19 protein-coding genes and 2 pseudogenes are annotated in these 23,649 nt (G+C 58.3%); 14 read left to right on the top strand and 7 right to left on the bottom strand.

What is annotated here, in order from left to right:
* The first annotated feature begins 69 nt into the window (after positions 1 to 69).
* From G5221_RS01420 to G5221_RS01470, 11 genes are all read left to right on the top strand, one after another.
* The gene (locus G5221_RS01420; RefSeq protein WP_204383142.1) at positions 70 to 1,020 is read left to right on the top strand and encodes an AAA family ATPase; all 951 of its coding nucleotides are present in this window, start codon (positions 70 to 72) and stop codon (positions 1,018 to 1,020) included.
* Positions 1,011 to 1,913, top strand: coding sequence for a DUF58 domain-containing protein (locus tag G5221_RS01425; protein ID WP_204383141.1), 903 nt, complete (start codon positions 1,011 to 1,013; stop codon positions 1,911 to 1,913). The genes G5221_RS01420 and G5221_RS01425 overlap by 10 nt, the downstream gene beginning before the upstream one ends.
* Complete coding sequence (locus G5221_RS01430; RefSeq protein ID WP_204383140.1) at positions 1,898 to 2,437, top strand: DUF4381 domain-containing protein; 540 nt, start codon at positions 1,898 to 1,900, stop codon at positions 2,435 to 2,437. The genes G5221_RS01425 and G5221_RS01430 overlap by 16 nt, the downstream gene beginning before the upstream one ends.
* Entirely contained in the window at positions 2,434 to 3,426 is a 993-nt protein-coding gene (locus G5221_RS01435) for a VWA domain-containing protein (RefSeq protein WP_204383138.1), read from the top strand. Before G5221_RS01430 ends, G5221_RS01435 begins: the two co-directional genes overlap by 4 nt.
* On the top strand, positions 3,417 to 4,868 hold the full coding sequence (locus tag G5221_RS01440; RefSeq protein ID WP_338454794.1) for a VWA domain-containing protein: 1,452 nt from the start codon (positions 3,417 to 3,419) through the stop codon (positions 4,866 to 4,868). Before G5221_RS01435 ends, G5221_RS01440 begins: the two co-directional genes overlap by 10 nt.
* A gap of 20 nt (positions 4,869 to 4,888) precedes the next feature.
* Positions 4,889 to 6,400, top strand: coding sequence for a BatD family protein (locus G5221_RS01445; protein WP_204385366.1), 1,512 nt, complete (start codon positions 4,889 to 4,891; stop codon positions 6,398 to 6,400).
* Between the two features lie 13 nt (positions 6,401 to 6,413).
* Positions 6,414 to 7,013, top strand: coding sequence for a sigma-70 family RNA polymerase sigma factor (locus tag G5221_RS01450; RefSeq protein WP_421262655.1), 600 nt, complete (start codon positions 6,414 to 6,416; stop codon positions 7,011 to 7,013).
* Entirely contained in the window at positions 7,006 to 7,785 is a 780-nt protein-coding gene (locus G5221_RS01455) for a DUF3379 domain-containing protein (protein WP_421262656.1), read from the top strand. The genes G5221_RS01450 and G5221_RS01455 overlap by 8 nt, the downstream gene beginning before the upstream one ends.
* Before the next feature lie 402 nt (positions 7,786 to 8,187).
* Positions 8,188 to 9,471, top strand: a complete 1,284-nt coding sequence (locus G5221_RS01460; RefSeq protein WP_227342806.1) for an outer membrane protein transport protein — start codon at positions 8,188 to 8,190, stop codon at positions 9,469 to 9,471.
* Positions 9,472 to 9,723: 252 nt separating this feature from the next.
* Positions 9,724 to 10,980 carry an OmpP1/FadL family transporter gene (locus G5221_RS01465; protein ID WP_227342804.1) on the top strand — a complete coding sequence of 419 codons (1,257 nt, stop codon included), beginning with the start codon at positions 9,724 to 9,726 and terminating at the stop codon, positions 10,978 to 10,980.
* 116 nt (positions 10,981 to 11,096) lie between these two features.
* A complete protein-coding gene (locus G5221_RS01470) occupies positions 11,097 to 12,320 on the top strand; it encodes an EAL and HDOD domain-containing protein (RefSeq protein ID WP_216953530.1) in 1,224 nt (407 codons plus the stop codon).
* On the opposite strand, the gene G5221_RS01475 is transcribed toward G5221_RS01470, so the two are convergent.
* Positions 12,317 to 13,480: a thiolase family protein gene (locus G5221_RS01475; RefSeq protein WP_421262657.1), complete on the bottom strand. Its 1,164-nt coding sequence runs from the start codon at positions 13,478 to 13,480 to the stop codon at positions 12,317 to 12,319. The genes G5221_RS01470 and G5221_RS01475 overlap by 4 nt on opposite strands.
* Before the next feature lie 122 nt (positions 13,481 to 13,602).
* Here G5221_RS01475 and G5221_RS01480 point away from each other — a divergent pair, with 122 nt between their 5' ends.
* Entirely contained in the window at positions 13,603 to 14,001 is a 399-nt protein-coding gene (locus G5221_RS01480) for a MerR family transcriptional regulator (protein WP_216953528.1), read from the top strand.
* Between the two features lie 89 nt (positions 14,002 to 14,090).
* Here the strand turns inward: G5221_RS01480 and rplY are convergent, their stop codons facing one another.
* The 5 genes from rplY to G5221_RS01505 all read right to left on the bottom strand — a co-directional run bounded on the left by rplY (position 14,091) and on the right by G5221_RS01505 (position 21,358).
* Positions 14,091 to 14,378 (bottom strand): 50S ribosomal protein L25, encoded by a 288-nt coding sequence (gene rplY, locus G5221_RS01485; protein WP_005345280.1) that lies wholly within the window; start codon positions 14,376 to 14,378, stop codon positions 14,091 to 14,093.
* Positions 14,379 to 14,493: 115 nt separating this feature from the next.
* Positions 14,494 to 15,327, bottom strand: a complete 834-nt coding sequence (locus G5221_RS01490) for a hypothetical protein (protein ID WP_227342801.1) — start codon at positions 15,325 to 15,327, stop codon at positions 14,494 to 14,496.
* Between the two features lie 95 nt (positions 15,328 to 15,422).
* Positions 15,423 to 19,322: an ATP-dependent RNA helicase HrpA gene (hrpA, locus tag G5221_RS01495; protein ID WP_421262658.1), complete on the bottom strand. Its 3,900-nt coding sequence runs from the start codon at positions 19,320 to 19,322 to the stop codon at positions 15,423 to 15,425.
* A gap of 217 nt (positions 19,323 to 19,539) precedes the next feature.
* The gene (locus G5221_RS01500) at positions 19,540 to 19,959 is read right to left on the bottom strand and encodes a CBS domain-containing protein (protein WP_227342797.1); all 420 of its coding nucleotides are present in this window, start codon (positions 19,957 to 19,959) and stop codon (positions 19,540 to 19,542) included.
* Positions 19,960 to 20,080: 121 nt separating this feature from the next.
* Positions 20,081 to 21,358 carry an HD domain-containing phosphohydrolase gene (locus G5221_RS01505; protein WP_421262659.1) on the bottom strand — a complete coding sequence of 426 codons (1,278 nt, stop codon included), beginning with the start codon at positions 21,356 to 21,358 and terminating at the stop codon, positions 20,081 to 20,083.
* A 220-nt stretch (positions 21,359 to 21,578) separates the two neighbouring features.
* Between G5221_RS01505 and G5221_RS01510 the strand changes: the two are divergent.
* Positions 21,579 to 21,723 (top strand): annotated as a pseudogene (locus G5221_RS01510) (IS5/IS1182 family transposase); the annotation flags it as partial.
* A gap of 135 nt (positions 21,724 to 21,858) precedes the next feature.
* Positions 21,859 to 22,898 (top strand): annotated as a pseudogene (locus G5221_RS01515) (IS481 family transposase).
* Between the two features lie 115 nt (positions 22,899 to 23,013).
* Here G5221_RS01515 and G5221_RS01520 read toward each other — a convergent pair.
* On the bottom strand, positions 23,014 to 23,373 hold the full coding sequence (locus G5221_RS01520; protein ID WP_421262660.1) for a tyrosine-type recombinase/integrase: 360 nt from the start codon (positions 23,371 to 23,373) through the stop codon (positions 23,014 to 23,016).
* Positions 23,374 to 23,649: the final 276 nt, after the last annotated feature.

Below are 23,649 nucleotides of genomic sequence, written 5' to 3' on the forward strand. Positions count from 1 at the left end.
TTTGCTCGCCCTTGGGAAGCAACTGGAGTATAAAAAGATCAACTTCCATAAAAACAACGGGTTTATCGCATGGCAGCGGCCGACTTCAGAGCACTTAGGGACTATCTTGGCAGTCAGATCCTGGGGCAGGAGGAGCTAATAGAAGGGCTCCTGATTGCCCTGTTATGTGAAGGACATGTGTTAATCGAAGGGGCCCCCGGTCTTGCCAAAACCCGCGCAGTCAAGGCGCTCGCTGGCGCCGTCGAGGGACGCTTTGCCCGTATCCAGTTTACCCCCGACCTGCTTCCCGCCGATCTCACCGGCAGCGAGGTGTTTCACCCGCAGGATGCCAGTTTTGTTTTCCAGCCAGGCCCCCTCTTCAACCATCTGGTGCTGGCGGACGAGATCAACCGGGCACCGGCCAAGGTGCAATCTGCACTGCTGGAAGCCATGGCTGAACACCAGATCACCGTAGGCAAAAAGAGCTGGCGACTGCCACCTCTATTTATGGTCGCCGCCACCCAGAATCCCATCGAGCAGGAGGGAACCTATCCCCTGCCGGAGGCGCAGCTCGACCGCTTTCTGCTCAAGTTAATGGTGGACTACCCGAGCCCCACCATGGAGCTCGCCATCTTGCAGCTCAACACCAGCGGCGAACAGCTTGGCGCGGCACCAGTGACCCTGAGTCAGACCAGCTTGCAGCGTGCTCGCAGCGAAGTGCTGGCGGTGACCATGCAAAGTCGACTGGAGCACTATCTGGTGGAGCTGGTCTGCGCCACTCGCCCGGGCAGTGGTCTTTGCCCTGCCCTTGAGCCATTGATTGCCGTGGGGGCCAGCCCTCGGGCTACGCTGGGGCTGGCTCGCTCCGCCCGCGCCCGAGCCTGGCTTGCCGGACGAGATTATGTGCTGCCGGAAGATATCCAGCTGCAAGCCTATCCGGTGCTGCGCCATCGCCTTATTCCCAGCTATCAGGCACTGGCCGACAATCTGGATAACGACATCCTGATCGCCCAACTGCTGGATCAGGTGCCATGTCCCTAGCGCCGGACCTCCATCCCGATATCGCCCTGTCGCTGCCACGGCTGCTCAATATCCGGCTCTGGGCGAAAGCCAAGAAGCCACCTAACTTAGGCCGAATCAATAGCGAACGCGGCAAACCTGGCCGCTCTCCCGGACTCACGTTTCGCGAGCTGCGCGCCTATCAGGCGGGTGACGAGGTACGCCATATCGACTGGCGAGTGACGGCGCGCCTCGGTCGTCCCTATACCCGCCTCTATAGCGAGGAGCTGGATCAGGCGCACTGGCTGCTGCTTGATCTCTCCCCCGCCATGTATTTCGGCTCCACACGGCAGCTCAAGGCGCGTCTGGGATGCGAGCTGGCAGCAGCCCTGATCTGGCAAGGGGAGAAGCAGCACAACACCCTGATCTGCCACGGGCTTATCCCAAATCACCAGAGCCAGCGCGGCAGCGTGCTGCCCCTGCTCGAATCCCTCTGCCATCACTACCAGCAAGGGCTGGCACGTCGGGTACTATCCCATTCACTGGCCGACACCTTGGCCAGCGTGAAGCTGCCCCATGGTGCCAAACTGACGCTGATCACCGACCACAGACCCTGTGAGTCAGCGCTCTGTCAGCAGTTGCAGCTGCTCTCCCGCCGCCACGATATCCACTATTGGCAGATCCGCGATCCCCTTGAGGCTGCCCTTCCCCCTGACGGCCAGCTGCCGGTGGCCATCGATCGGCCAGCCCAGCACTATCAGGGCTGGCTGGATGGGGGCCATGCCGGTTTCTCCCGCCGCTACCAGCAAGCTGCCGAACAGCAGCTGGCCCATGGCAAGCAGCTGTTGCTGCCGCTGGTGCAGCGCCTCTATCTGCTCGATAACAGCCAGACGCTGCAACAGCAGTGGCAGGAGGGGTTATGTCATCAGGGATGAGCTCGCCCACCGAACTCGACAGCGCCAGTCCCGCCTCCGAGGCCATCACTCCGCCGCTGGCCGCCCTGATGCGCGACATCCACCCGGGGCCGGATCTGATTGAACAGAGTCTTGACCCCAGAGTGCAGGCGCTATTGTGGCTATTGATCACAGCGTTATTACTGCTGCTGATCGCCCTGATTGCCAAGAGGGTGATACGTTACCGCCGCTGGTGTCGTCAGCTGGAGGGAGATCCGGCACTGCTGGTGGCACGCATACAGGAGGCCCTGCGTCATGAAGCACTGCAACGCTGGCCCGAGGCGCGCCAGCTTCAGGGAGAGGCGTGGCTCGCCTTCGTCGATCGTCACGGTGGCAGCGATTTCAGCCAGTTCTCGTCTCACTGGAGCAGTTGGCTCTATGGCAGCCAGAACCCGACTCGCGAGCAGAGCGAACAGCTTCGGCAACATTATCGCCGCTGGGGTAAGAGCCTCTTCTTGCAACGCTATCCCCGCTTGACGCGTAAAGCTGCGCGGAGGCAGCCATGATCCTGGCCTGGCCCTGGTTTGCGCTGGCGCTGGTGCTGCCCTTGCTGGTGCGCTTCGGCTTGCCACCCCTGCGCCGCGGTTATCTGGCTCATCCCGGGTTTGCGCTGCTGCGCCCTCAGGCCGGATTGCCGCTCTGGCGCGCCATGCTGCTCTGGTGCGCTCTTATTCTCGCCCTCTGCCGCCCCCAGTGGTGGGGGGAACCGGTTATCCAATATGAAGGGAGTCGGGATCTGCTGCTGGCAGTGGATCTGTCAGACAGTATGCGTACTCCGGATATGCTCGACAACGGCGAACAGCAAGCGCGCCTGACGGCGGTGCGCCAGCAGATCAAGGCGTTGATCGCCAAGCGGGCTGGTGACAGGGTGGGCCTCATCGTCTTTGCCGATCACGCCTATCTGCTCTCTCCCCTCACTCAGGAGATCCCGGCGCTGTTGACCTTGAGCGACGAGCTCGATTTTGATCTGGTCGGCCGTACCACCGCCCTTGGCGAGGCGATCCAGCTGGCACGTCAGCATGGGGAGCCGGGTCGCCCCACCGCCCTGCTGCTGGTCACTGATGGCCGCAATACCGCAGGCAATGCCGATCCGCTGCAGGAGGCCAAACTCGCCGCAGCGCAGGGAATACGGATCTACACGCTGGGGGTCGGGGCCGATCCCGATACCTTTATCCAACCCTACGATGAGGCGGGCAGCGGTCAGGCCGATCCCAGCAGCGAACTTGACGAGCCGCTCCTGAAAGAGCTGGCCGAGACAGGCCAGGGGCGTTACTTTCGGGCACGCACCCAAAGCGATCTCGATACCATCAATGCGACTCTCAATGCCCTTGAACCTGCCCCCATGCCGATTGCCCAGTACCAGCCGGTGATCGAGCTCTATCCCTGGCCGTTGGCACTGCTTTGTGGCTTGCTGCTTCTGCCATCAGGGCACGGCAGACTGGAGTTTCGCATGGTGCGTAACTGGCTGGCACGAGGCACGCGCAGATGGAGCTGATCTTGCTCCGCCCCCTGTGGCTGATCGCACTCATCCCCTGGCTCTGGCAAGGGTGGCACCGTCGTCGCCAGCCCCCGCTGCTCGCACCTGCGATGCAGGCTTATCTGCTGCCAGCATCCCGTCCTCAACGTCCCTGGCTCTGGCTGGCAACCCTGCCCGTCATTTTGGCCCTGAGTGGACCGGCACTGCGCGGTGAGCTGCAACAGCAACCTGCGGCACCGCTAGATATCTGGCTACTGGACTTGTCACGCTCGATGACCGCCACCGATCTCAAACCGGATCGGGCGACCCGGGTCAGGTGGCAGTTGCAGCAACTGCTGAGCCGTGCTCAGGGCGAGCGCATCGCGCTGATCCTCTACGCAGGCGATGCCTACCTCGCCATGCCGCCCACCCGGGATCATCAAGCCCTTTCGCTGCTGCTGCCCGACTTGCGCCCCGATATCATGCCGCTGCAGGGCAGCAACCCGGCACGGGCGGTGGAACTTGCCATGAAGCAGCTGGCCCCTGGAGAACAAGCGCGTCTGCTGCTGATCACCGACGACCTCACCCGGAATCAGATGACCCAAATCGCCGCCCTGTGGCCCTGCCAGCAACGCCTTCTTTGCCGCGACACCCAGTCGGCACGCCTCGATATTCTGCTTGCCAGCAGTGGTCAACCGGCCCCCATGCCCGCCATTCCGGCCAATGAGTTGGGGTTTGCCGCCCGCATGCCCGCGCAGTTGCCCGCCCCCGATAGTCAGGCCATTGCCGCACTGGCCAATCGCCTCGGCGGTGAGCTGCAATGGCTTGGTAGCGATGTACCCCGATTTGCTCCTCTCCCCGCCACGACCTCGGCCCTCACCCCGGCACCACTGGATCTTGGCCCCTGGCTGCTGATCCCCTTGTTACCACTGGCCTTGCTGGCCAGAGTCGGCGCCCGGTTGATGATGGCGCTGATGGTGGGTGCTCAGCTGCTTGCGCCACAAGACCTGCAAGCGGCAGAGAGGGGAGACCTGCAAGCGATGCAGGCTTATCAAGAGGGGGATTTTCAGCGGGCAGCCCGCACCTTCAACGATCCAGTCTGGCGCGGCAACGCCTGGTATCGAGCTGGTGCCTACCGGCAAGCCATCTCAGCCTATCAGGAAGCGGCGAGCGCCACTGCCCACTACAACCGCGGCAATGCCCTGCTGCAACTGGGGGAGTTTGCCGCAGCCAAAGAGGCCTATCTGGCCGCTCTGGCGCTCGAACCCGGGCATGAAGATGCGCTCTATAATCTCTCTCTGTTACAGGGAGCTGCGGCGGCCGCTCCCGATACCAGCAACAGTAAGCAGCCCGAACCATCGGCAGCTCAGCAGGCGACGGCAATGCCCTTGCCCTCCTCTCCCCCGGTGTTGCTGCTGGAGCAGCGACTGCGTAAAGAGGCGCTGCGCCGGGATCTTATCAAGGTGGAGGAGCCCTGGTGACGCGGGCAGGATGGGGGTTGTTGCTCGCACTGGTGAGTCCACTTTGCTGGGCCTTACCCCCCCGGGCAGAGCTGCTGCCGGGGGCTGACCCCAGCGATTGGCTGCTGATCATCGAAGCGGATGGCGAGCGCCAGAGCAGCGAACTGGAGATCACCCCCCTACTGCGCCAGTTTGCAGTGGGCAGAGTGACCATGAGCCGGGTCACCACCCCGGTACAACAACTGACTCGCTGGCAGATCCCGCTGCACCAGAGCGGTTCACCTGCAAATACCGAGGTGGTGATTGCCCCGCTCAAGCTGGGAAATGAGTTTACCCCCTCGCTCACCCTGCCATTGAGAGAGGCGAAAACTGCCTCGCTGCCGCAACCCGCAGCCCCCTCGCCCCTCGAGATGCAGGCCAGCCTTGAGCATCAGGGCCCGCTCTATCCCGGCCAGCCGGTGATCTACCGGCTGACACTGTGGCTGCCCACCAGTATGCAAAACCCGGCCCTGAGCGAGCTTAGCTCTGCCCACTTCACTATCCGTCGCCTCGGTAGCGACGAGTGGATCGCCCCCGCTCAGGCTGGTCTGCCCGGCAGGCTCACCCGCAGCTGGCTCGTTCAGGCAAAAGCGCCTGGGCTATGGCTCCTCGACTCACCCCGCTTGCAGGGGCAGCTCACGCAGCAGGGGAGCAAGCCGCAAAAACTCTCGGCCCGCGCGGCACCGCTCGAGGTGAGGGTCGACAAGGCCCCCGCCACGCCGGTGGCCACCCGGCTGACCCTGAGTCAACGGCTTGAACCGGCCTCCAAGGGGGAAGTGGGTGAACCGCTGATCCGGATCCTCACCCTGACCATGGAAAATGGTGACAGCGGCCAGATCCAGCTTGCCCCCCTGATGGCCCATCAACTGCCAAGCGGCATACAGGCACATCCCGATGGCGAGCAACAGCAGGAGCGTTACCGAGATGGCAAGCTGCTGTTTGAGCGACAGTGGCGCCAGACTCTGGTCGCGGAGCAGAGCGGCGACTACCAGCTGCCCCCCATTGATCTGCCCTGGTTTAATACCCAAAGTGGCCGGATTGAGCAGGCCAGCCTGCCCGCCATCACGCTGACGTTTCAGGCAACGACAAATCGGCAACCTGATCAGCAGACATCGCAGGTGGCACTGCGAGAGAGCCTTTGGTGGGTCGTGCTGGCCATAACGCTGCGTACGCTATGGCGCAACGGGCCCCGCTGGCGCGCCTTCTATCAACTGCAACGAGCCCTTGCCCGACACCAGCCGGATGCCAGTCGCAAGACGCTGATCCGGTGGGCGACCTTGCGATGGCAGGTCTCCTATTATCAATTAGGCCAGTTGCCTGACGCTGGGCATAATCGGCTCGGCAACGCGCTAGCCGCACTCGAGCGAGCCTGTTTTTCACGACCCTCTTCTGGCCCCCCCATCGAGTGGCGCGCTCTGGCGCGTACCCTCAGGGCAGATGAAGCTGCCGGTATTGCGCACCTGATTTACCTGCTGGCGCACGGGAGTTACCGCTTCCGCCGCCACGCCCCCTGACAAGGATTGCTCTATGGTACTGCTGTTTTTTAGAAAAAAACGTGCTCAGCAGCATATTGGTGGAAATGATCCGGCCATTTCGCCGGTCTCTGATCCCATGGCTGACAAACAAACCAAATTTGAAGCACTGGTTCATGCGCTGCACGGCGATCTATACCGGTATGCCTACTGGCTGACCCGGGATCCCAACGTAGCGGAAGATCTGGTGCAAGAGACCTTTCTGCGAGCATGGAAGGCTATCGACACCCTGCAGGATGACAAGGCAGCCAAAGGGTGGCTGATCACCATCCTCAGACGGGAAAACGCCCGCCGCTTTGAACGCAAACAGCTGGAACTGATTGATCTCGACGATCACCCTCAACCCCAGCACGATGCGCTGCACAGCGAACAGGAGATGGAGAACGAGTGGTTGCACCGTCACATCGCCCGGTTGCCCGAGGAGTATCAGGAGCCACTGCTGCTGCAAGTCGTGGGAGGATTCAGTGGTGAGGAGATTGCCGAGATGCTCGGCCTCAACAAGAACACCGTTATGACCCGACTGTTTCGCGCCCGCAACCAGATCAAGGAGGCGATGGAGCAGAAGAACCAAGCAAGAGGACACGGACATGGATGAACTCGAATTTCGCCGCAACGCCATGATCCAGCCCAACGATCAACAACCGGACTTTCTCAAAACTGCTGAAGCAAGCCAGGCCAATCGGATCTACCTCGACGAGATGAAGCAGTTCGACAGAAGCCTCAAGCGCACCATGCAGGTAGAGGTTCCCGCCGGACTGGCCGAGCGGATCCTGCTCAGGCAAGCCATGCTGCAAGACAGTGACGCGCCAGATGATATGCCGCCATCCCGCCCCCTTGGCACGGCACCGGTCAAGATCCGGACATCGACATCCTGGCGCCAGATCGCCCTGGCTGCATCGGTCGCCTTCCTGCTGGGAATGAGCACCCGCTGGATCACGCTGCCAGAAACGGCTCCTGCGGCCCTCTCCCTCGCACAGGTGGCGATGGCTCATGTCTATGGTGAAGAACCCTTTATTGAAGGTGTCGATGAGCAGGTCAATCTGCATAGCATCAATGCCAAGATGGGGAAGTATGGCGCCACCTTAAGCGGGATGGATGGGCTTAAGGTGACCTATGTCAATCACTGCTCGTTTTATCAGGGACCGGCCTTGCACATGGTGATCCAGGGAAAGATGGGGCCAGTCACTCTCTTTTTAGTGCCCAAACATGTGCCATTAACCCTGCAACAGGACACCTTTGATGATGGCACCCTCAAAGGGGAGATAGTCCAGCTCAAAGGCGCCAATATGGTACTGATTGGCGAGATGAAAGAGCCACTTGCCCCTGTTGCCAACGCCCTGCAGTCACGCCTGCAGTGGGACATTTAACATCGCTGGTTAACAACCTCAGAGCCATCCTCAATAGCAGGCGGCGGTCACGAGACGCTGCCTGTTCCCTCCCTGTTTACTCCCCTTTGTCACTCATTTGCCTCAAGATTTCGAAAAATTGACAAAATTATTTTTGTGACGGAGATCGGCAATCCAGGTCAATATTCCGCCTTTAGACCCTGAAAATGATGAATTAAACAGCAAGTTAAAACAAATGATTAACACATCGATCACTTTTATGTATTCTGCTGTCACTGGTCTGATTTCTTACCTCCTACCAGATCCATAGAATCACGCCAGAATTGATTGGGAAGAAGCTGAAATAAAAACGGATTTTGTCGAGGTTTGCATTGAACGTGCAGCCAATATCGGCAAAAAAATCTGCCTACAAGAGAGAACACCATGACGACAACTATTTTCAAGAAGAGCCTGATTGCCGCCACCATCGCGCTGGCCACCGGTCAAGTCCATGCCGCGGCATTCCAGTTGAACGAGCACTCGGCCTCCGGTCTGGGTCGCGCCTATGCCGGTGAAGCGGCTATCGCCGACAACGCCTCCGTGCTGGCCCGTAACCCGGCTGCCATGACCACCTTCGACAAGATGGCGGTTTCTGTCTCCGGCACCTACATCAAGCCGGATGTCGATGTGAATGGCAGCGTTGCTACGCCTCTGGGTACAGTTCCTGCCAGCGAATCAGGTATTGCTCCGTCAGCATTCGTTCCTGCCGCTTATTTTATTCAGCCGCTGAATGACCAGTGGGCTTGGGGTATCGGCCTCTTCTCAAATTACGGGCTATCTACCGAGTACTCCAAAACCTTCCCGGCTGGTGCCGGTGCCGGTGATACCGAGCTGATGACTCTCAATATCAACCCGAACATCGCCTATCGCATCAATGAGCACTTCAGTGTGGGTGCCGGTATCAACGCCGTTTACGGTGCTGCCGAACTCAACCGCTATGCTGGTCTGCTGGGTCCGCTGAACCCACCGAGCCAGGGTGGCCCGTTGGCAACAGATACTCGCCTGGCTCACCTGAAAGGCGATACCTGGGGCTTTGGCTGGAACGTTGGCACTCTGTACGAAGTCAATGAGAACCATCGCTTTGCTCTGACCTACCGTTCACAGGTCGATATGAGCTTTGATGGTGACTTCCAGGGGCTCACTTCAGGGAACCGCACTGTTGACGGCAATCTGAAACTGGATCTCCCTGCTCAGGCCGAGTTTGCCGGTTATCACCGTTTGAATCAGCAATTCGCCGTTCACTACTCTGTCAACTGGACTGACTGGAGTGCCTTCCAGGAGCTGAAAGCAACCAGCGGCCAATGCGCTGGCGGCGTATGTCTGCAAAAGGATGAGAAGTTTAAAGACTCTACTCGTTACTCAATCGGCGGTACCTGGTATATCAACCCGGCTTGGGAAGCGCGTATTGGCTTTGCTTATGACAACAGCCCAATCGAGCCCGAATACCGCAGCCTGAGCATCCCGGATTCTGACCGTGTCTGGTATAGCGCTGGCGCGACCTACCATATCAATACTGATATGAGCATTGACTTTGGTATGGCCTATCTGGACGGTAAAGAGGTTGATGTCAACGAAGGTCTGCGTAACCACTCAGACCCTCTGCGTTGGAAAGGCTCCTCCCACGGCAATGCCTTCCTGGCCTCTGCCCAGTTCAATATGAAGTTCTGATTAGAACGCCACCGAAAAGAGCGCCGACAGGCGCTCTTTTTTTATCCGAAAAAACAGTTTCAGCGCACAGCTGTAGCACACACGTGTTTATTTTTCTTTTTCAATCAAGCTATTAGACTACATCATCCCAGCATTAAATCTTGTTTTCTCCGGATAACCACCATGAGCGTTGCCTTACTGGTCATACCATATAAAATCCTGCCTCCATCCATATGACCTATTGAAACCTCGGGTAACAGCAAGGATTTTCCCATGCATTCCATCATCAAACCGTCCGCCATCGCCCTGCTGGTGATCGCGGGTCAAACCCATGCCGCCGGGTTCCAGCTGGCTGAACAATCCGCCACGGGCCTGGGACGCGCTTTTGCCGGTGAAGCCGCCATTGCGGATAACGCCAGCGTACTCTCCCGCAATGCCGCAGCCATGACCCGTTTCGATCAGATGGCGCTGTCTGGCGGAGCTATCTATGTCAGCCCTGACGTCAATATCGAAGGCCACACACGTTTGCCGACGCAAGCCGGCATCGTCACCTCCGATGCGAGTGCACACGATATCGCGGCCTCGGCCTGGGTGCCCAACGCCTATCTCATCATCCCGCTGAATGAGCAGTGGCGCCTCGGCTTCTCGGCCACCTCTTACTATGGTCTTGGCATCAAGATGCCGGATAACTACAGTGCCGGCCACTTTGGCAATGTTTCCGATATCAAGACCATGGATTTGGGAACCTCTCTTGCCTATCGCATCAATGAGATGTGGTCAATTGGCGCAGGGATCTCTGCTATTCAGGGCGAGGGCGAAGTCGGTGGCACCTTCCCCTCTCGCAATCTGATAGCAAAACATCTGCAAGGGGATGGCTGGGCATGGGGCTGGAATGTCGGCACCTTGCTGGAGTTGTCGGAGCAAACCCGGATTGGGCTCTCATACCGCCACGATGTCAATTTGACACTCTCGGGTGATGCCATTCTTGGCCTGCCCAACGGCAAGGAGCTAAAAGACACAGGTTCTCTGGATCTTCCGCTACCCGCAACGGCAGAGCTTGCTGCATTTCACCAGCTGACCGAAAAACTGGCGATCCATGGCAGCCTGAACTGGACCAACTGGAGCAAATTTGTCCAGCTGGAAGCCGATCTGGATACACTGCCCAACATGCATATCAAGGATGAACACTGGGAAGATAGCTGGCGCTATGCGATCGGGATGACCTATCAACTGACTCCCCAGTGGCAGCTGCGCTCGGGAGTTGCTTACGATGCGAGCCCGGTACCAGCGGATCGCCGTACTATCTCCATTCCTGATGCCGACCGGATCTGGTACAGCCTGGGGATGGGTTATCAGTTCACCCCCAACCTGACCATGGATCTGGGGTTAACCCTGATCGATGGCAAGAAGGTTGATGTTACTGAAAAAATGGAGTTGCAACCGGGCAACCCGCAGAGCACCTCCACCTTCCAGGGCACCTCCGAGGGAGATGCCTGGCTGGCTGGCGCCCAAATGAGTTATCTCTTCTAAGTTCCCTCCCTGCAGAAAAACACTATGCCAATTATTGCCTTACCGAACAGGGTCAAAACTGGCATAGTGTTCTGCAACACCATAAAATCAACCCAGTACCCATACTGGAGCAAGGCATGTATTCCTACGTAGCCAGACAGCCGATCCTCGACAGAGACCTCAATACCCATGCCTATGAGCTGCTCTTTCGCGATAGCCTGAATAATGTCTTCCCGAGCATCTCCTCACAACAAGCCACCTCCCGGTTGGTGGTCGAGCAGTTTCTGCAACAGAATATCGATCAGCTGTTGGGTGGCCGCCCCTGCTTTATCAATTTTCCCCACTCACTGTTACTGGAAGGACTGGCCGAGTGCCTGCCACCCGAAAAGGTGGTGATCGAAATTCTGGAGGATGCCCCTCCGGATGATGCCCTGCTGGAAAAGGTGAAGCAGTTGCACAAACTGGGCTATCAGCTGGCACTCGATGACTTCACCATGTCGCCGGATTGGGAGCGCTTCCTCCCGTTTATCCACATCATCAAGTTTGATCTGCGTGACACGCCCCTGTTGCAGATCAGGGTGTTCATCAAGCGCCATCAGGCGCTGGGACTCACCTATCTGGCAGAAAAAGTTGAGGACAAGGCTGAGTTCGAACGAGCCAAAAAGCTGGGGATCCAGCTGTTTCAGGGCTTTTTCTTCAGCCGCCCCGAGATGGTCAAACAAGCCACTATGGAGCCCGCCCAGGTCGTGGTCATGCAGTTGCTCAATGTGGTCAACGAGACAGAACCCGATATCAACAAGATCGAGCAACTGCTCAGCCAGGATATCTCTCTGTCACTCAAGTTGCTGCGCTATGTCAATCATCTCAAAGGCCATGCCAACCCCATCTCCTCGTTTCGCCAGGCTGCGATATACTTGGGCAATACCCAGCTAAAGCGTTTTGTTTCACTGGTGGCTGCGACCAGTGCAGGCAAGGGGAAAAGTGCCGAGCTCTACCAGATGTCGATGATCCGTGCCCGTTTCTGCGAGTTGCTTGCGCATACCCATGCGCCGACCCTGCAGGCTCAGCAAGCGTTTATCACCGGTCTCTTTTCGCTACTGGATGTGCTTATGGAGCAGCCGATGGACAAGCTGCTGGGGACTATCCCCCTGATCGAGGATATCCGGCTGGCGCTGCTCGAGCGCAAAGGCACTCTCGGTTTCTATCTCGCATTTTGTGAAGACTACGAGAATGCCAACTGGCCCAAAGTCACGGCCCGAACAGCCCGCCTGGGGTTGAATGAAGATAAGGTAAGCCACCTTTATCTCGCGGCAACGACCTGGGTGAACGAGCAACTGCAAGCGATGGATACCGGCGATTAAGGGATCTCTACCGCAATAGCGGTCGCCTCTCCGCCACCGATACAAAGAGACGCAATGCCTCGTCTCCCTCTCCGCAACCTCAATGCCGAGATCAGCGTCACCAGAATACGTGCTCCACTCGCGCCAAGCGGGTGACCCAATGCGCAGGCGCCACCATGAACATTCACCTTGTGATGGGGGATCCCGCACCCGCTCATGGCCAGCATGGTGACCATGGCAAAGGCTTCGTTGACTTCGAACAGGTCAACCTCATCCACTGACCAGTCGAGACGAGCCAGCAGTCTGGATATTGCGCCAACGGGAGCGGAAGTGAACTCGGCCGGCAATGCCGCATGGCTCTGATAACCGACGATCCGCGCCAGTACAGGTACCTGCCAAGCTTGTGCAGTGGCACCATCCATCAATATCAGCGCCGCCGCGCCGTCCGAGATGGAGCTCGAATTGGCCGCCGTAATGGTGCCATCTTTACCAAATGCAGGCTTCAGGGTCGGGATCTTCTCCGGCCTCCCTTTGCCCGGTTGTTCGTCTTCGGCCAGCAACAAGCGATCACCGCGATAGACACTTGCCAGCTCGGATGCAAACGCGCCGGCTTGCTGCGCAGTGCGGGCACGCTGCAACGACGCAAGGGCAAACTCATCCATGGCACTGCGGGTCAAACCGGCATGATCGGCGCTGCGCTGGGCGTGTATTCCCATCAACTGGCCATCATAGGCATCCTGCAATCCGTCGAGGAAAAGGTGATCAAACAGCTGTTGATGGCCCATCCGAAAACCATTGCGGGCATTATCCAGCAGATAGGGGGCCCTGCTCATGCTCTCCATCCCCCCAGCCACCACAACCTTGTTATCGCCCAGACGAAGGGAATCTGCCGCCAGCATCACCGCCTTCATGCCGGAGCCACACACCTTGTTGACCGTGGTAGCAGGCACACTCTCTGGCAATCCCGCTTTTAACATCGCCTGCCTTGCCGGCGCTTGTCCCACACCTGCCGAGAGCACATTGCCCATAAACACTTCATCGATCTGCTCGGGAACAAGCCCGCCCTGTGCCAACGCAGCGGCAATGGCACAGGCCCCCAGCTCCGGGGCCGCCACCTCTGCCAGTGCCCCTTGAAACGCCCCCATTGGCGTACGTTTTGCCGCCACAATTGCAATATCCATTTGCCCGCCTCTTTTAGTTACATGGTCATAACATAGGTTTTCTATGCCATGGGAACAAGAGTTGCAGTGCAGTTTACGTTTAGGTAAGGTGCCAGCAGGATTTAGCTCGCCAAGAAGTTTATATGAACAAAAACAAGGATGAAGCCCGGAGCTACAGCATCAGTGAACTGGCTCGGGAATTTGATATTACGACGCGCAGCATCCGTTTCTATGAGGATCAAGGGTTACTCAATCCCGCCAGAGAAGGGCAGACCCGCATCTACAGCAAGCAGGATCGGGTTCGTCTCAAGTTGACCCTGCGTGGTAAGCGGCTCGGTTTCAGTCTGGCCGAGATCCGGGAGTTGTTTGATCTGTATGATGCCGACAAGAGCAGCCGCACCCAGCTGCAAACCATGCTCGGGCTGGTTACCGAGAAGCGGGAGACGCTGCAGCAGCAGATGGAAGATATCAGGATGGTGCTGCTGGAGCTGGATGCCGCGGAGCGGCGCTGTCAACAGGCATTGCAGCAACTGGGTCGTTAAAGAAGGGGGCCGTGAGATCCCCTTCTCATGCTTCAGATAACAAAAAGCCACTCCTGAGAGTGGCTTTTCTGCTACCTGACGGTTCGTGATTAAACGCGAACGAAGTCCAGGTGAACCAGCTTGTAACGTACCGGGTGACGCTGGATAGCTTTCACTTTCACGTTAACTTCTTCGCCGTTGATAACCAGAGTCAGTACGGACTCATAGAATTCCGGCTTTTCTTGGGCCAGGATGAATTTCTTGTGGTCAACAGTGATGGACTGGGCTTCTTTGCCTGCACCGTAAACGATGGCAGGAACTTGGTCAGCTTGACGCAGGCGGCGGCTCGCACCTTTCCCCAGGTCAGAACGGACTTCAGCTTGGAATACGAAAGACATAGTGTGTATCTCTTTTAAAGGAATGTATGGTGCAGACTGCGACCGGTCAGCACCTCGCAAAACGAGCGCGAATACTACCATGGGCCAATAGCGGATACAAGGCTCATCCCGCGCTTTAACGCCCCTGCTCAAGACGAGCAAATTGCTGTTGCCGCTGGGCCGGACTCAACGCATCAAACTGCGCAAGCGTCTCGGCGCGAGGACAGTAGAGCCCCTCCCCGGTTTTGACCCGGATACTGTTACCAAGGCCCGCCCTGTTTTCTGCGGCCAAGGCCAGCAGATAGCTGTAAGTATCTGCCCCCACCCTGCTGGATAGCTGATTGGCGATGCGCCACAGCGTCTCACCCGCCGCGACCCGATGGCACACTGAGCGCCCCTCGCCAACCGCCGGCGCAGAGAGTGTCAGTGTGGTGCTATCAGATGACACGCTGGCCGCCAGCAGACCATCACTGCGACTCCCCCTCTCGCCAACTGCGGCACCAAGCAACGCCAGCAATGGCTCTGCTTCGTAGCGGGGGGCGACCGCCAACTGAACCGGCATGGCACGAGGAACGTTGAACTCGGCGATAAAGGGCGCTATGGGTTGCGATGGCTCAAAAGGTGAAACACTGCCATGCTGCACGGTTGCAGCGACCTGGCCGGGGGCGACCCCGTAAGCCATCTCGTCGATGCGCCGCAGTCTTGCCAGATAGGTTTTGGAGAGCTGCGCCTCCCCCTCGAACAGATCGAAAGGGGGGACCAGCCGAGCGGGAAAGAGGATCTGCCAGCGACCATGCTTCTGCTTTTGGGCCAGCGGCGGAAACTGATTTCCACGCCAAGCCACAAACATCGCAGGCGGCGTGCGCGCCAGCGGGTAATATTCCGGGTTCAACTGCACCCAAGTTTGTTCCGCGATGGGTTGATAACCGCTGATCACCACCTGCGCCACACTCAACCAGATCCCCAGCATCCTTGCCTCCCTGATTTGCGGTTTGAAGGGGCTACCTGACCGGCGACCCCTTCTCATCACCCGCTATCATGCTGTTAAAACAGTTAGATAGCAGCTTAGCACTGAGCGATGGCGTTAAGCACCCGTTTATCGGAGACCGGATAAGGGGTCCCCAGATTCTGAGCGAAGAACGACACCCGCAGCTCCTCAATCATCCAGCGGATATTGACCACCTCGGTGGGAATAAGCTGGGATTTGGGGATCTTGGCCAGCAGCGCCTTGTACTCCGACTCCACGCTGTGCACTTTGAGCATGTAGACCCGATCTCGGTTGGGATCGATGGCGAGCTTCTCCAGGCGACGCTCGATGGCGCGCAGATAGCGCAGCAAATCAGGCAACCGCTGCCAGCCGGTCTCGGTGACAAAACCTTTGTGAATAAGGTTGCCGAGCTGCTGCTGGATATCCGACATGGCAAAAGCGGTGTCGAGCTGCATCTTGCCCTTGAGCCGCTTCTTGATCTCATGGGAGAGGGTCAGCACGGCTTCCACCTGCTTGGCCACCTCCACTACCGCATCGTTGAGCTCGGCGCGGACAAACTCCTTGAGCGCCTCGAAACCGGCCTCGTCCCAAGCCAGCCCGCCATGCTGCTCGATCAGCTTGTCGCAGCCACAGGCGATACAGTCGTCAATCAGCTCCGCCACCTTGCCAAACGGGTTGAAATAGAGCCCCAGCTTGGCCTTGTTGGGCAGCTTCTCCTGCAGATACTTGATGGGAGATGGCACGTTGAGCAGCACCAGCCGGCGCTGACCGGCCCACATCAGCTGCTGCTGCACCACAGGGCTCTCCACCAGCTGAATAGCAACCGAGTCCTTCTCGTCCACCAACGCCGGATAGGCTTTCACCTCGAAGCCGCCGCGCTTCTGGCTGTACTCCTGGGGCAGCTCGCCAAAGCTCCACAGGGTGAGACCGGACTGCTCGATGTCATCATCCGCCACTTGCGACAGGGTCTCCTGCACCTTGCCACGCAGCGACTCTTTCAAGGCTTCCAGATCTTTCCCTTCAGCCACCTTCTTGTGCTTGTCGTCCACCACCCGGAAGGTGAGTTTCAGGTGATCGGGCACAGCAGCCCAGTCCCAGGATTCACGGGGCACGGTCACGCCGGTCATGCGGCGCAGCTGGCGCTCCATTTCGTCCAAGAGCGGCCCCTGCTCGGGGTTGATGCTGGCAAGCAGCGCATCGGCATAGTTTGGCGCCGGCACGAAGTTCTTGCGCATCGGCTTGGGCATCGACTTGATGAGGGCCACCAACAGCTCATGGCGCAGCCCGGGGATCAACCACTCGAACCCCTTCACCTCCACTTGATTCAGGAGCGGAAGCGGAATATGCAGGGTCACACCATCCGCCGCCTCTCCCGGCTCGAACTGATAGGTCAGCTTGAGCTTGAGGCGCCCCTGCTGCCAGAAGTTGGGGTAGTCAAGATCGCTGATGTGGGCGGCGTCCCCCTTCATCAGCATCTCTTTTTCGAAGTTGAGCAGTTCGGGATCCCGCTTTTGCGCCTCTTTCCACCACTTGTCGAAGTGGCGGGAGGAGATCACCTCCTCCGGCAAACGAGCATCGTAGAAGCGGAACAAGTCCTCATCATCCACCAGGATGTCGCGCCGACGGGATTTGTGCTCCAGCGCCTCCACCTCGGCCAGGAGCTTGCGGTTATCGCTGAAGAAACGGTGACGGGTCTCGAAATCCCCCTCCACCAGCGCGCGGCGGATAAACAGCTCGCGGCACAGCGCCGGATCGATACGGCTGAAGTTGATGGTGCGCTCGTTGACCAGTGTCAGGCCATACAGCGTCACCTTCTCCTTGGCCATCACGGCGCCGTTTTTCTTCGACCAGTGGGGGTCGCTGTGGTGCAGCTTGATGAGATGACCCGCCAGCGGCTCTACCCACTCGGGTTCAATCTTGGCGTTGATGCGGGCGTAGAGGCGCGAGGTCTCCACCAATTCTGCGGCCATCACCCACTTGGGCGGTTTTTTGAACAAGCCAGAGGCCGGGAACAGGTGGAAACGGCCATTGCGGGCGCCAAGGAATTCGGGCTTTTCCAGATCCTTGTTGCCGATATGGCTCAAGAGGCCTGTCAGCAGGGCGCAGTGCACCGTCTTGAAATCTGCCGGTTCATGGTTGGCTTTAAAACCAAGCTCCTTGACCGTCTGACGCAGCTGGAAATGGATGTCCTGCCATTCGCGCACCCGCAGGTAGGAGAGAAACTCCTTCTGGCACATGCGGCGGAATGGATTGCTGCCAAGGGCATCCTGCTGCTCTTTCAGGTAGTACCACAGATTGACGAAGGCGAGGAAGTCGGAATCCTTGTCCTCAAAGCGCCTGTGTTGCTCGTCGGCGGCCTGCTTTTTCTCCATGGGACGCTCGCGGGGATCCTGAATGCTGAGGGCAGCGGTGATCACCATCACCTCGCTCAGGCAGCCGGTCTGCGCTGCGCTGATCACCATCTTCGCCAGACGCGGATCAAGGGGGATGCGCGAGAGCTGGCGACCGGTTTCGGTCAGCTGCAGTTTGGCCTCGCGATCGCCGGTGGCGGGAAGCTCGCGCACCGCCTCCAGCTCTTTCAAGAGAGTCAGACCATCCTTGATATGGCGGGATTCCGGCGGCTCGACGAAGGGGAACGCCTCCATATTGCCAAGGCCGAGCGCAAGCATCTGCAGGATGACCGATGCCAAGTTGGTGCGCAGGATCTCGGGGTCGGTAAAGGCGGGACGGCTGTTGAAATCCTCCTCCGAGTAGAGGCGGATACAGATGCCGTCCGCCACCCGACCGCAGCGCCCTTTACGCTGGTTGGCACTGGCCTGGGAGACCGGTTCGATGGGCAGGCGCTGCACCTTGGTGCGCCAGGAGTAGCGGCTGATGCGGGCGGTGCCCGGGTCAATGACGTAGCGAATGCCCGGCACCGTCAGCGAGGTCTCCGCCACGTTGGTGGCGAGCACGATACGCCGTCCGGCATGTTGCTGGAACACCTTGTTCTGCTCGGCGTTGGAGAGACGGGCGTAGAGCGGCAACACCTCTGTATCGCGCAGATTGAGCTTGCGCAGGGCATCGGCAGTATCGCGGATCTCCCGCTCGCCGTTCATGAAGATGAGGATGTCCCCGAGCCCCTCGCGGGCCAGCTCTTCCACCGCATCGAAGATCCCCTGCAGTTCGTCTCGCTCTTCCAGCCCTTCGCTCTTGTCACTGGTAAGTGGACGGTAGCGTACCTCAACCGGGTAGGTGCGGCCGGAGACCTCGATCACCGGCGCCTTGTTGAAATGGCGGGAGAAACGTTGCGGGTCGATGGTGGCCGAGGTGATGATCACCTTGAGATCCGGGCGCTTGGGCAGCAGTTGCTTGAGATAGCCCAGAATGAAGTCGATATTGAGGCTGCGCTCGTGGGCCTCATCGATGATGATGGTGTCGTACTGGGTGAGCATCCGGTCGTTCTGGATCTCCGCCAGCAAAATACCGTCAGTCATCAGCTTAATGTGGGTCTGCTCGCTCACCTGATCGGTAAAGCGCACCTTGTAACCCACGTAGTGACCGAGTTCGGACTCCATCTCCTCGGCAATACGGGCCGCCACAGTGCGGGCCGCCAGACGGCGCGGCTGGGTGTGGCCGATGAAGCCCTTGACCCCACGCCCGAGCGCCAGACAGATCTTGGGGATCTGGGTGGTTTTACCCGAGCCGGTTTCCCCGGCGATGATCACCACTTGATGCTCTTCAATGGCTTTGGCGATCTCCGCCTGCTTCTGACTGACCGGCAAGTTGTCCGGATAGGTGACCTTGGGTACGCCCGCCAAACGGGACTGGTAACGCGCCTGCGCCGCATCCAGATCGGCGGCAATGGTCTCGAGTACCGCAGCCTGTTTGCCCTCGGGCAACTTCTTGGCACCGTGCAGACGGCTGGAGAGACGGCGGGCGTCGAGGTTCATGCAGGCAGAGAGACGGCGGCGCAGCGCCTCGATAGAGAGAGACAAGGTACGAATTCCTTAAAAGAGTGCCCGACAAGGGGGCCATATCGATAGCTGGGGGAGATCCTAAAGAGCACAGACAGCAGGTGCAAGCCTTAACATGAGACACTGGAGAGGCAAATTAGCCTCCATACCAGGCTACGGATGGGTGAACGCACCATCTCCCAAAACAATGAAGCAGGCCATTGGCCTGCTTCTGTTGCATGTTGCATCCGGTCAGCCCTTAGCCGTGATTGTGTACAAAACAGGTGGTCAACTGGGCATGGATAGCCTGCATCACATTATGGCGATTGATTACCCCGAGCAGCCTGCCCTCCTCCACCACCGGATAGATCTTGGGTTTCTGTCCCATCATCATCTCCGCCAGGGTGAGGATGCTGGTATCTGGCTCAACAGTCAGTACCTCCTTGCGCATCACATCCTTGACCTGAGCGACCTGCTCACAGTGATAAGCTTCCTTGAGCATCACTGCAATGCAATCCTGCTCGGAGATCCAGCCGATCAAGTGTCCCTGCCCATCCACCACTGGCCCTCCCAACTGGTGACTGTTCAAAAATTTCTCGACCGCAGCCTGCACCATCATGTCTGCAGTGAAGGTTATAGGTCTGCTCTGCATATAATCCCTGGCTTTTAGCGATTCCATATCAATTCCCCTATCCATAGTCCAATCAGGCTGGCGTCTTGCGCGTCAGTACCGGCACCACGCACGGCTTGCTCCAAGCATAGCTGGCTCACTGCCGGATGGGTCAGCCTCTCCTCCCCCATCAACCGATTGCATATCTGTTTTCATTGGTCGGCATGGCCGCAGCCATCATCTGTGGCAGATAATCCGCCAACGTCGCCACCACGACAGGATCTACCCGACCCTGAGCCGCCAGTTGATGCATAAAAGCCAGAGCATCACGAGCAGGCAGCCCACGTCGATAAGGTCTGTCCTGCACCATGGCCTGGAAAATATCGGCCACCCGCAGGATGCGCGCTTCGAGCGCCATGGCGGATACCGGCAGATGGAACGGATAGCCCTCCCCGTCAGGCTCCTCATGGTGATAGGCCGCCCAGCAGGCTATCTCCTCAAACCCTTCGATATGACGCAGGATCTGGTAGGTTTCGAAACTGTGAGTATTGATGATTGCCCGCTCCTCCGGCGTCAAGCCGGCAGGTTTGTCCAATATTTCATCAGGAACCCTCAACTTGCCGAGATCATGCAACAGCCCTGCAATTTCGAGCATGTCACAATGGACACTACTAACCCCCAGCCGCTCGGCCAGGGCACGCGAAAGACGGCTCACTCCGAGGGAGTGCGTCATAGTGAATGGACTTTTGGCATCAACGATACCCGAGAAGATCCTGGCCAACGCTTTTAGCTCACCATTATCGGTGATGCAGGACTCCCGCTGCCTCAGCATCTCGTGCATGTAATCATTGATGGCTCGCGCCTCCAGTTGCAACCAGAACGCCTCCGAGCGAGAGGCTTGGAGAAAACCATCCAACAGATCGGTGGCAAAGAATTCGTCACGGCAATCCTGCAGGCGAGCACGGATCTCGTGTGTATGCATTAACAATGAGCCATCGCCATAGAATGGGGCAGTCAGCGCATCGCAACGATCCACCAGAAAGATAAGGTTGGCCTGACGAGCAACCTGGGGGTCCACATCGGCCATCTCGCGCAAGAGATGCCAGTGGGTATGATGATAACGGATAGGCAGTGCCAACGGGGCCAGCAAGCGGAAATCCTTGAGCAGCTGATATCCTACCTCGCAGTGACGCTGGGAGGACTCCCAATCGAACTCACTAACCAGATGGTGATGGGTGATGGTCGAGGAGACACCAATATCGTGCAGCACGCCGAGCTCAAACAACAAACAACATTCAGCTGTATCCAGCCCCAATACCCGACCACACTCGGCCGCCATGATCCCGACCCGTTTACCATGGGCCACATCGCCAATTCCTACCAGATCCAGTGACGCAGACAAGGCATAAACGACCTGTCTGAGATCCACCTGAAGCGAGCACGAACCGGCTTCCTGCGCTCTGTTCATGATCCCTGTCCCATGCTGTTTTGTGATGATGCAAGGGTGTCGTTTTACTCCTTGCTACTGATAAATCTAGTCATTAATCCCATGGTTTACCTCATCACGGTTTTGCAAAAAGCAGTGCAAAGAGGCTTATAGAGCCCTTGTATCCCTACTACCGCTCAACCGGGCCTCTTTCACGCGAACAAGACCTGCTGCTCGATGGCATTGCCGGGATACACCCAACCGGCGTAGAAGGATAAAAGCGATCATCGCACAGCATGTGCGAGCAGTCGCGACACCATAAGGTTCCGCACACTGGTGTTAAACAAAGCTCGTTATTGCAGCTAAATGCAGTCGCGCGGTGCTTCGGATGGCTGAAGAGGTTTCAGATATGAAAAACAGGCGAGAGGTTATGCTGTATGGAAATGGTATTCACCTGACAGTTGCCCACAAAAGGGAGTGGTCATACGGCTTCAAACCGGATAACAAAACGGTACCCCTACCGTGTTATCTTGAGTCACCATATGACCACCAACGAGAAAGTAGCACGTCGTAAACTCAGCCTGCTAGAGCTTGCCAAAGAGCTCAATAATGTCAGCAAAGCCTGCAAGCTCATCGGCTACAGCCGTCAGCAGTTCTACGAAATTCGCCGTAATTACCAGACCTATGGCGCCGAGGGATTGCTCGACAAATTGCCCGGCTGTAAAGGGGCTCATCCCAACCGGGTTGCGCCCGAGATTGAACAGGCCATCCTCGATTACTCCCTCACCAGACTAACTCATGGCCCGCAGCGGGTCGCACAAGAACTGGCTCTGCAAGGCATCAACGTCAGTGCGGGCGGTATGCGTGGCGTGTGGCAACGGCACGACTTGCTCTCCAAACACGACCGCTTGCTGCGCCTTGAGAAAACGCACCGGGAGCTGACCATTGAGCTCAATGACGAGTAAATTCGCCTGTTCGAGCGTCTCAGCCCAGAGTTTCGAGAACATCAGATTGAGGTCCACTACACCGGAGAACTGGTGGCTGTCGACACCTTCTTCGTCGGCGCGATCCAAGGGGTTGGCAGGTGTATCTGCAAACCGTGCTGGACTGCTACAGCCGCCACGCCTGGGGACGGCTCTACATCAGCAAGCTGCCGGTGACCTCGGTCTATGTGCTCAATGAAACGGTACTGCCGTTTTCCGAGGCCCACGAGGCACGGGTCTATACCATTCTGTCGGATAACGGGCGCGAGTTCTGTGGGCGCCCAGACCATCATCCCTACGAGCTGTTCCTGCAACTGGAGGGGATTGAGCACCGGACAACCAAGGTACGCAGGCCGCAGAGCAACGGCTTTATCGAACGGCTGCATCGCACACTGCTGGATGAACACTTCCGTATCAAGGGGAGGACGACCTGGTATGAGTCGGTAGAGCAGATGCAGACAGACCTGGGTAGCTACCTGGCGCACTACAACACCCAGCGGCCGCATCAGGGCAGGATGATGGAGGGACTGACGCCCTACAGCATGTTCAAGAAGGGTCTGAAATTGATACCGAAGGAAGTGCGCTCTAAAGTAGCGTAAACAAGACACCGGCTTGAGGCCGGTGTCAGGTGATAACTAGATCTGTACACACTTGCGCATGAGGGATACCACCTTTCCCAAACCCATCGACCACCAGCCACTGCGCTGGATAAAGTCACACATCATGGCCTGGATTGACAGCCACAACCGGATCAGTGGCAACGCCTAGCTCCCGCTGGATCACTGTCCACCAGCGCTCATAGGCAGCCGCTTGATCCTCAAGCCAGTCATGTTTGTTGTAAACAGCCATCACGCCAGTCAGGGTGTGCCCCAGCATCACTTCGGTGATATGGGGCGACACCCCCAATTCCGATAGCCTGGTCGACAGCGTTCGACGAGCATCATGAATCCGCCAATGGGGGATCCCTAGGCTGCTGCGCAAGCGGCTCACCAACCGATTACATGAGTGGATCTCTAGCGGACCATTCCCCTCCCCCTGACCTGGGAACAGATAGACCGGGTCCACCGACGCCATGGCGGCTCGTTCGAACAATTGCTTGCCCACCCGATGTGATGGGGCGGCGGATAGGCCTGCCGGTCTTGCTGATCTCCGCCGGCACGGTCCAGACCATAGACTCGTAATCCAGGTCCTGACGCCTGAGCGTTCTGGCCTCGGAAAGCCTGCCCCCATAGACCAGGCAGAGCAGATGCATCACCTTGTTGCCGGTGCCAGTCCGACTGGCCTCAATGGCCCGCCAGATCTTCGCAACCTCTGGTACCGTCAACACCCGGTGACCGGTCTTAGCGGGAG

The sequence above is a fragment of the Aeromonas sp. 602200 genome, from assembly GCF_049173895.1.
GTDB lineage: Bacteria > Pseudomonadota > Gammaproteobacteria > Enterobacterales > Aeromonadaceae > Aeromonas > Aeromonas veronii_A.

Coding starts and splice junctions, on each gene's coding strand:
- G5221_RS01460 (WP_227342806.1), top strand. CDS start 8,188: ATGACGACAACTATTTTCAAGAAGAGCCTGATTGCCGCCACCATCGCG.
- G5221_RS01455 (WP_421262656.1), top strand. CDS start 7,006: ATGGATGAACTCGAATTTCGCCGCAACGCCATGATCCAGCCCAACGAT.
- G5221_RS01430 (WP_204383140.1), top strand. CDS start 1,898: ATGTCATCAGGGATGAGCTCGCCCACCGAACTCGACAGCGCCAGTCCC.
- G5221_RS01420 (WP_204383142.1), top strand. CDS start 70: ATGGCAGCGGCCGACTTCAGAGCACTTAGGGACTATCTTGGCAGTCAG.
- G5221_RS01450 (WP_421262655.1), top strand. CDS start 6,414: ATGGTACTGCTGTTTTTTAGAAAAAAACGTGCTCAGCAGCATATTGGT.
- G5221_RS01425 (WP_204383141.1), top strand. CDS start 1,011: ATGTCCCTAGCGCCGGACCTCCATCCCGATATCGCCCTGTCGCTGCCA.
- G5221_RS01490 (WP_227342801.1), bottom strand. CDS start 15,327: ATGCTGGGGATCTGGTTGAGTGTGGCGCAGGTGGTGATCAGCGGTTAT.
- G5221_RS01435 (WP_204383138.1), top strand. CDS start 2,434: ATGATCCTGGCCTGGCCCTGGTTTGCGCTGGCGCTGGTGCTGCCCTTG.
- G5221_RS01505 (WP_421262659.1), bottom strand. CDS start 21,358: ATGAACAGAGCGCAGGAAGCCGGTTCGTGCTCGCTTCAGGTGGATCTC.
- G5221_RS01500 (WP_227342797.1), bottom strand. CDS start 19,959: ATGGAATCGCTAAAAGCCAGGGATTATATGCAGAGCAGACCTATAACC.
- G5221_RS01470 (WP_216953530.1), top strand. CDS start 11,097: ATGTATTCCTACGTAGCCAGACAGCCGATCCTCGACAGAGACCTCAAT.
- G5221_RS01520 (WP_421262660.1), bottom strand. CDS start 23,373: ATGGCGTCGGTGGACCCGGTCTATCTGTTCCCAGGTCAGGGGGAGGGG.
- G5221_RS01440 (WP_338454794.1), top strand. CDS start 3,417: ATGGAGCTGATCTTGCTCCGCCCCCTGTGGCTGATCGCACTCATCCCC.
- rplY (WP_005345280.1), bottom strand. CDS start 14,378: ATGTCTTTCGTATTCCAAGCTGAAGTCCGTTCTGACCTGGGGAAAGGT.
- G5221_RS01465 (WP_227342804.1), top strand. CDS start 9,724: ATGCATTCCATCATCAAACCGTCCGCCATCGCCCTGCTGGTGATCGCG.
- G5221_RS01480 (WP_216953528.1), top strand. CDS start 13,603: ATGAACAAAAACAAGGATGAAGCCCGGAGCTACAGCATCAGTGAACTG.
- G5221_RS01475 (WP_421262657.1), bottom strand. CDS start 13,480: ATGGATATTGCAATTGTGGCGGCAAAACGTACGCCAATGGGGGCGTTT.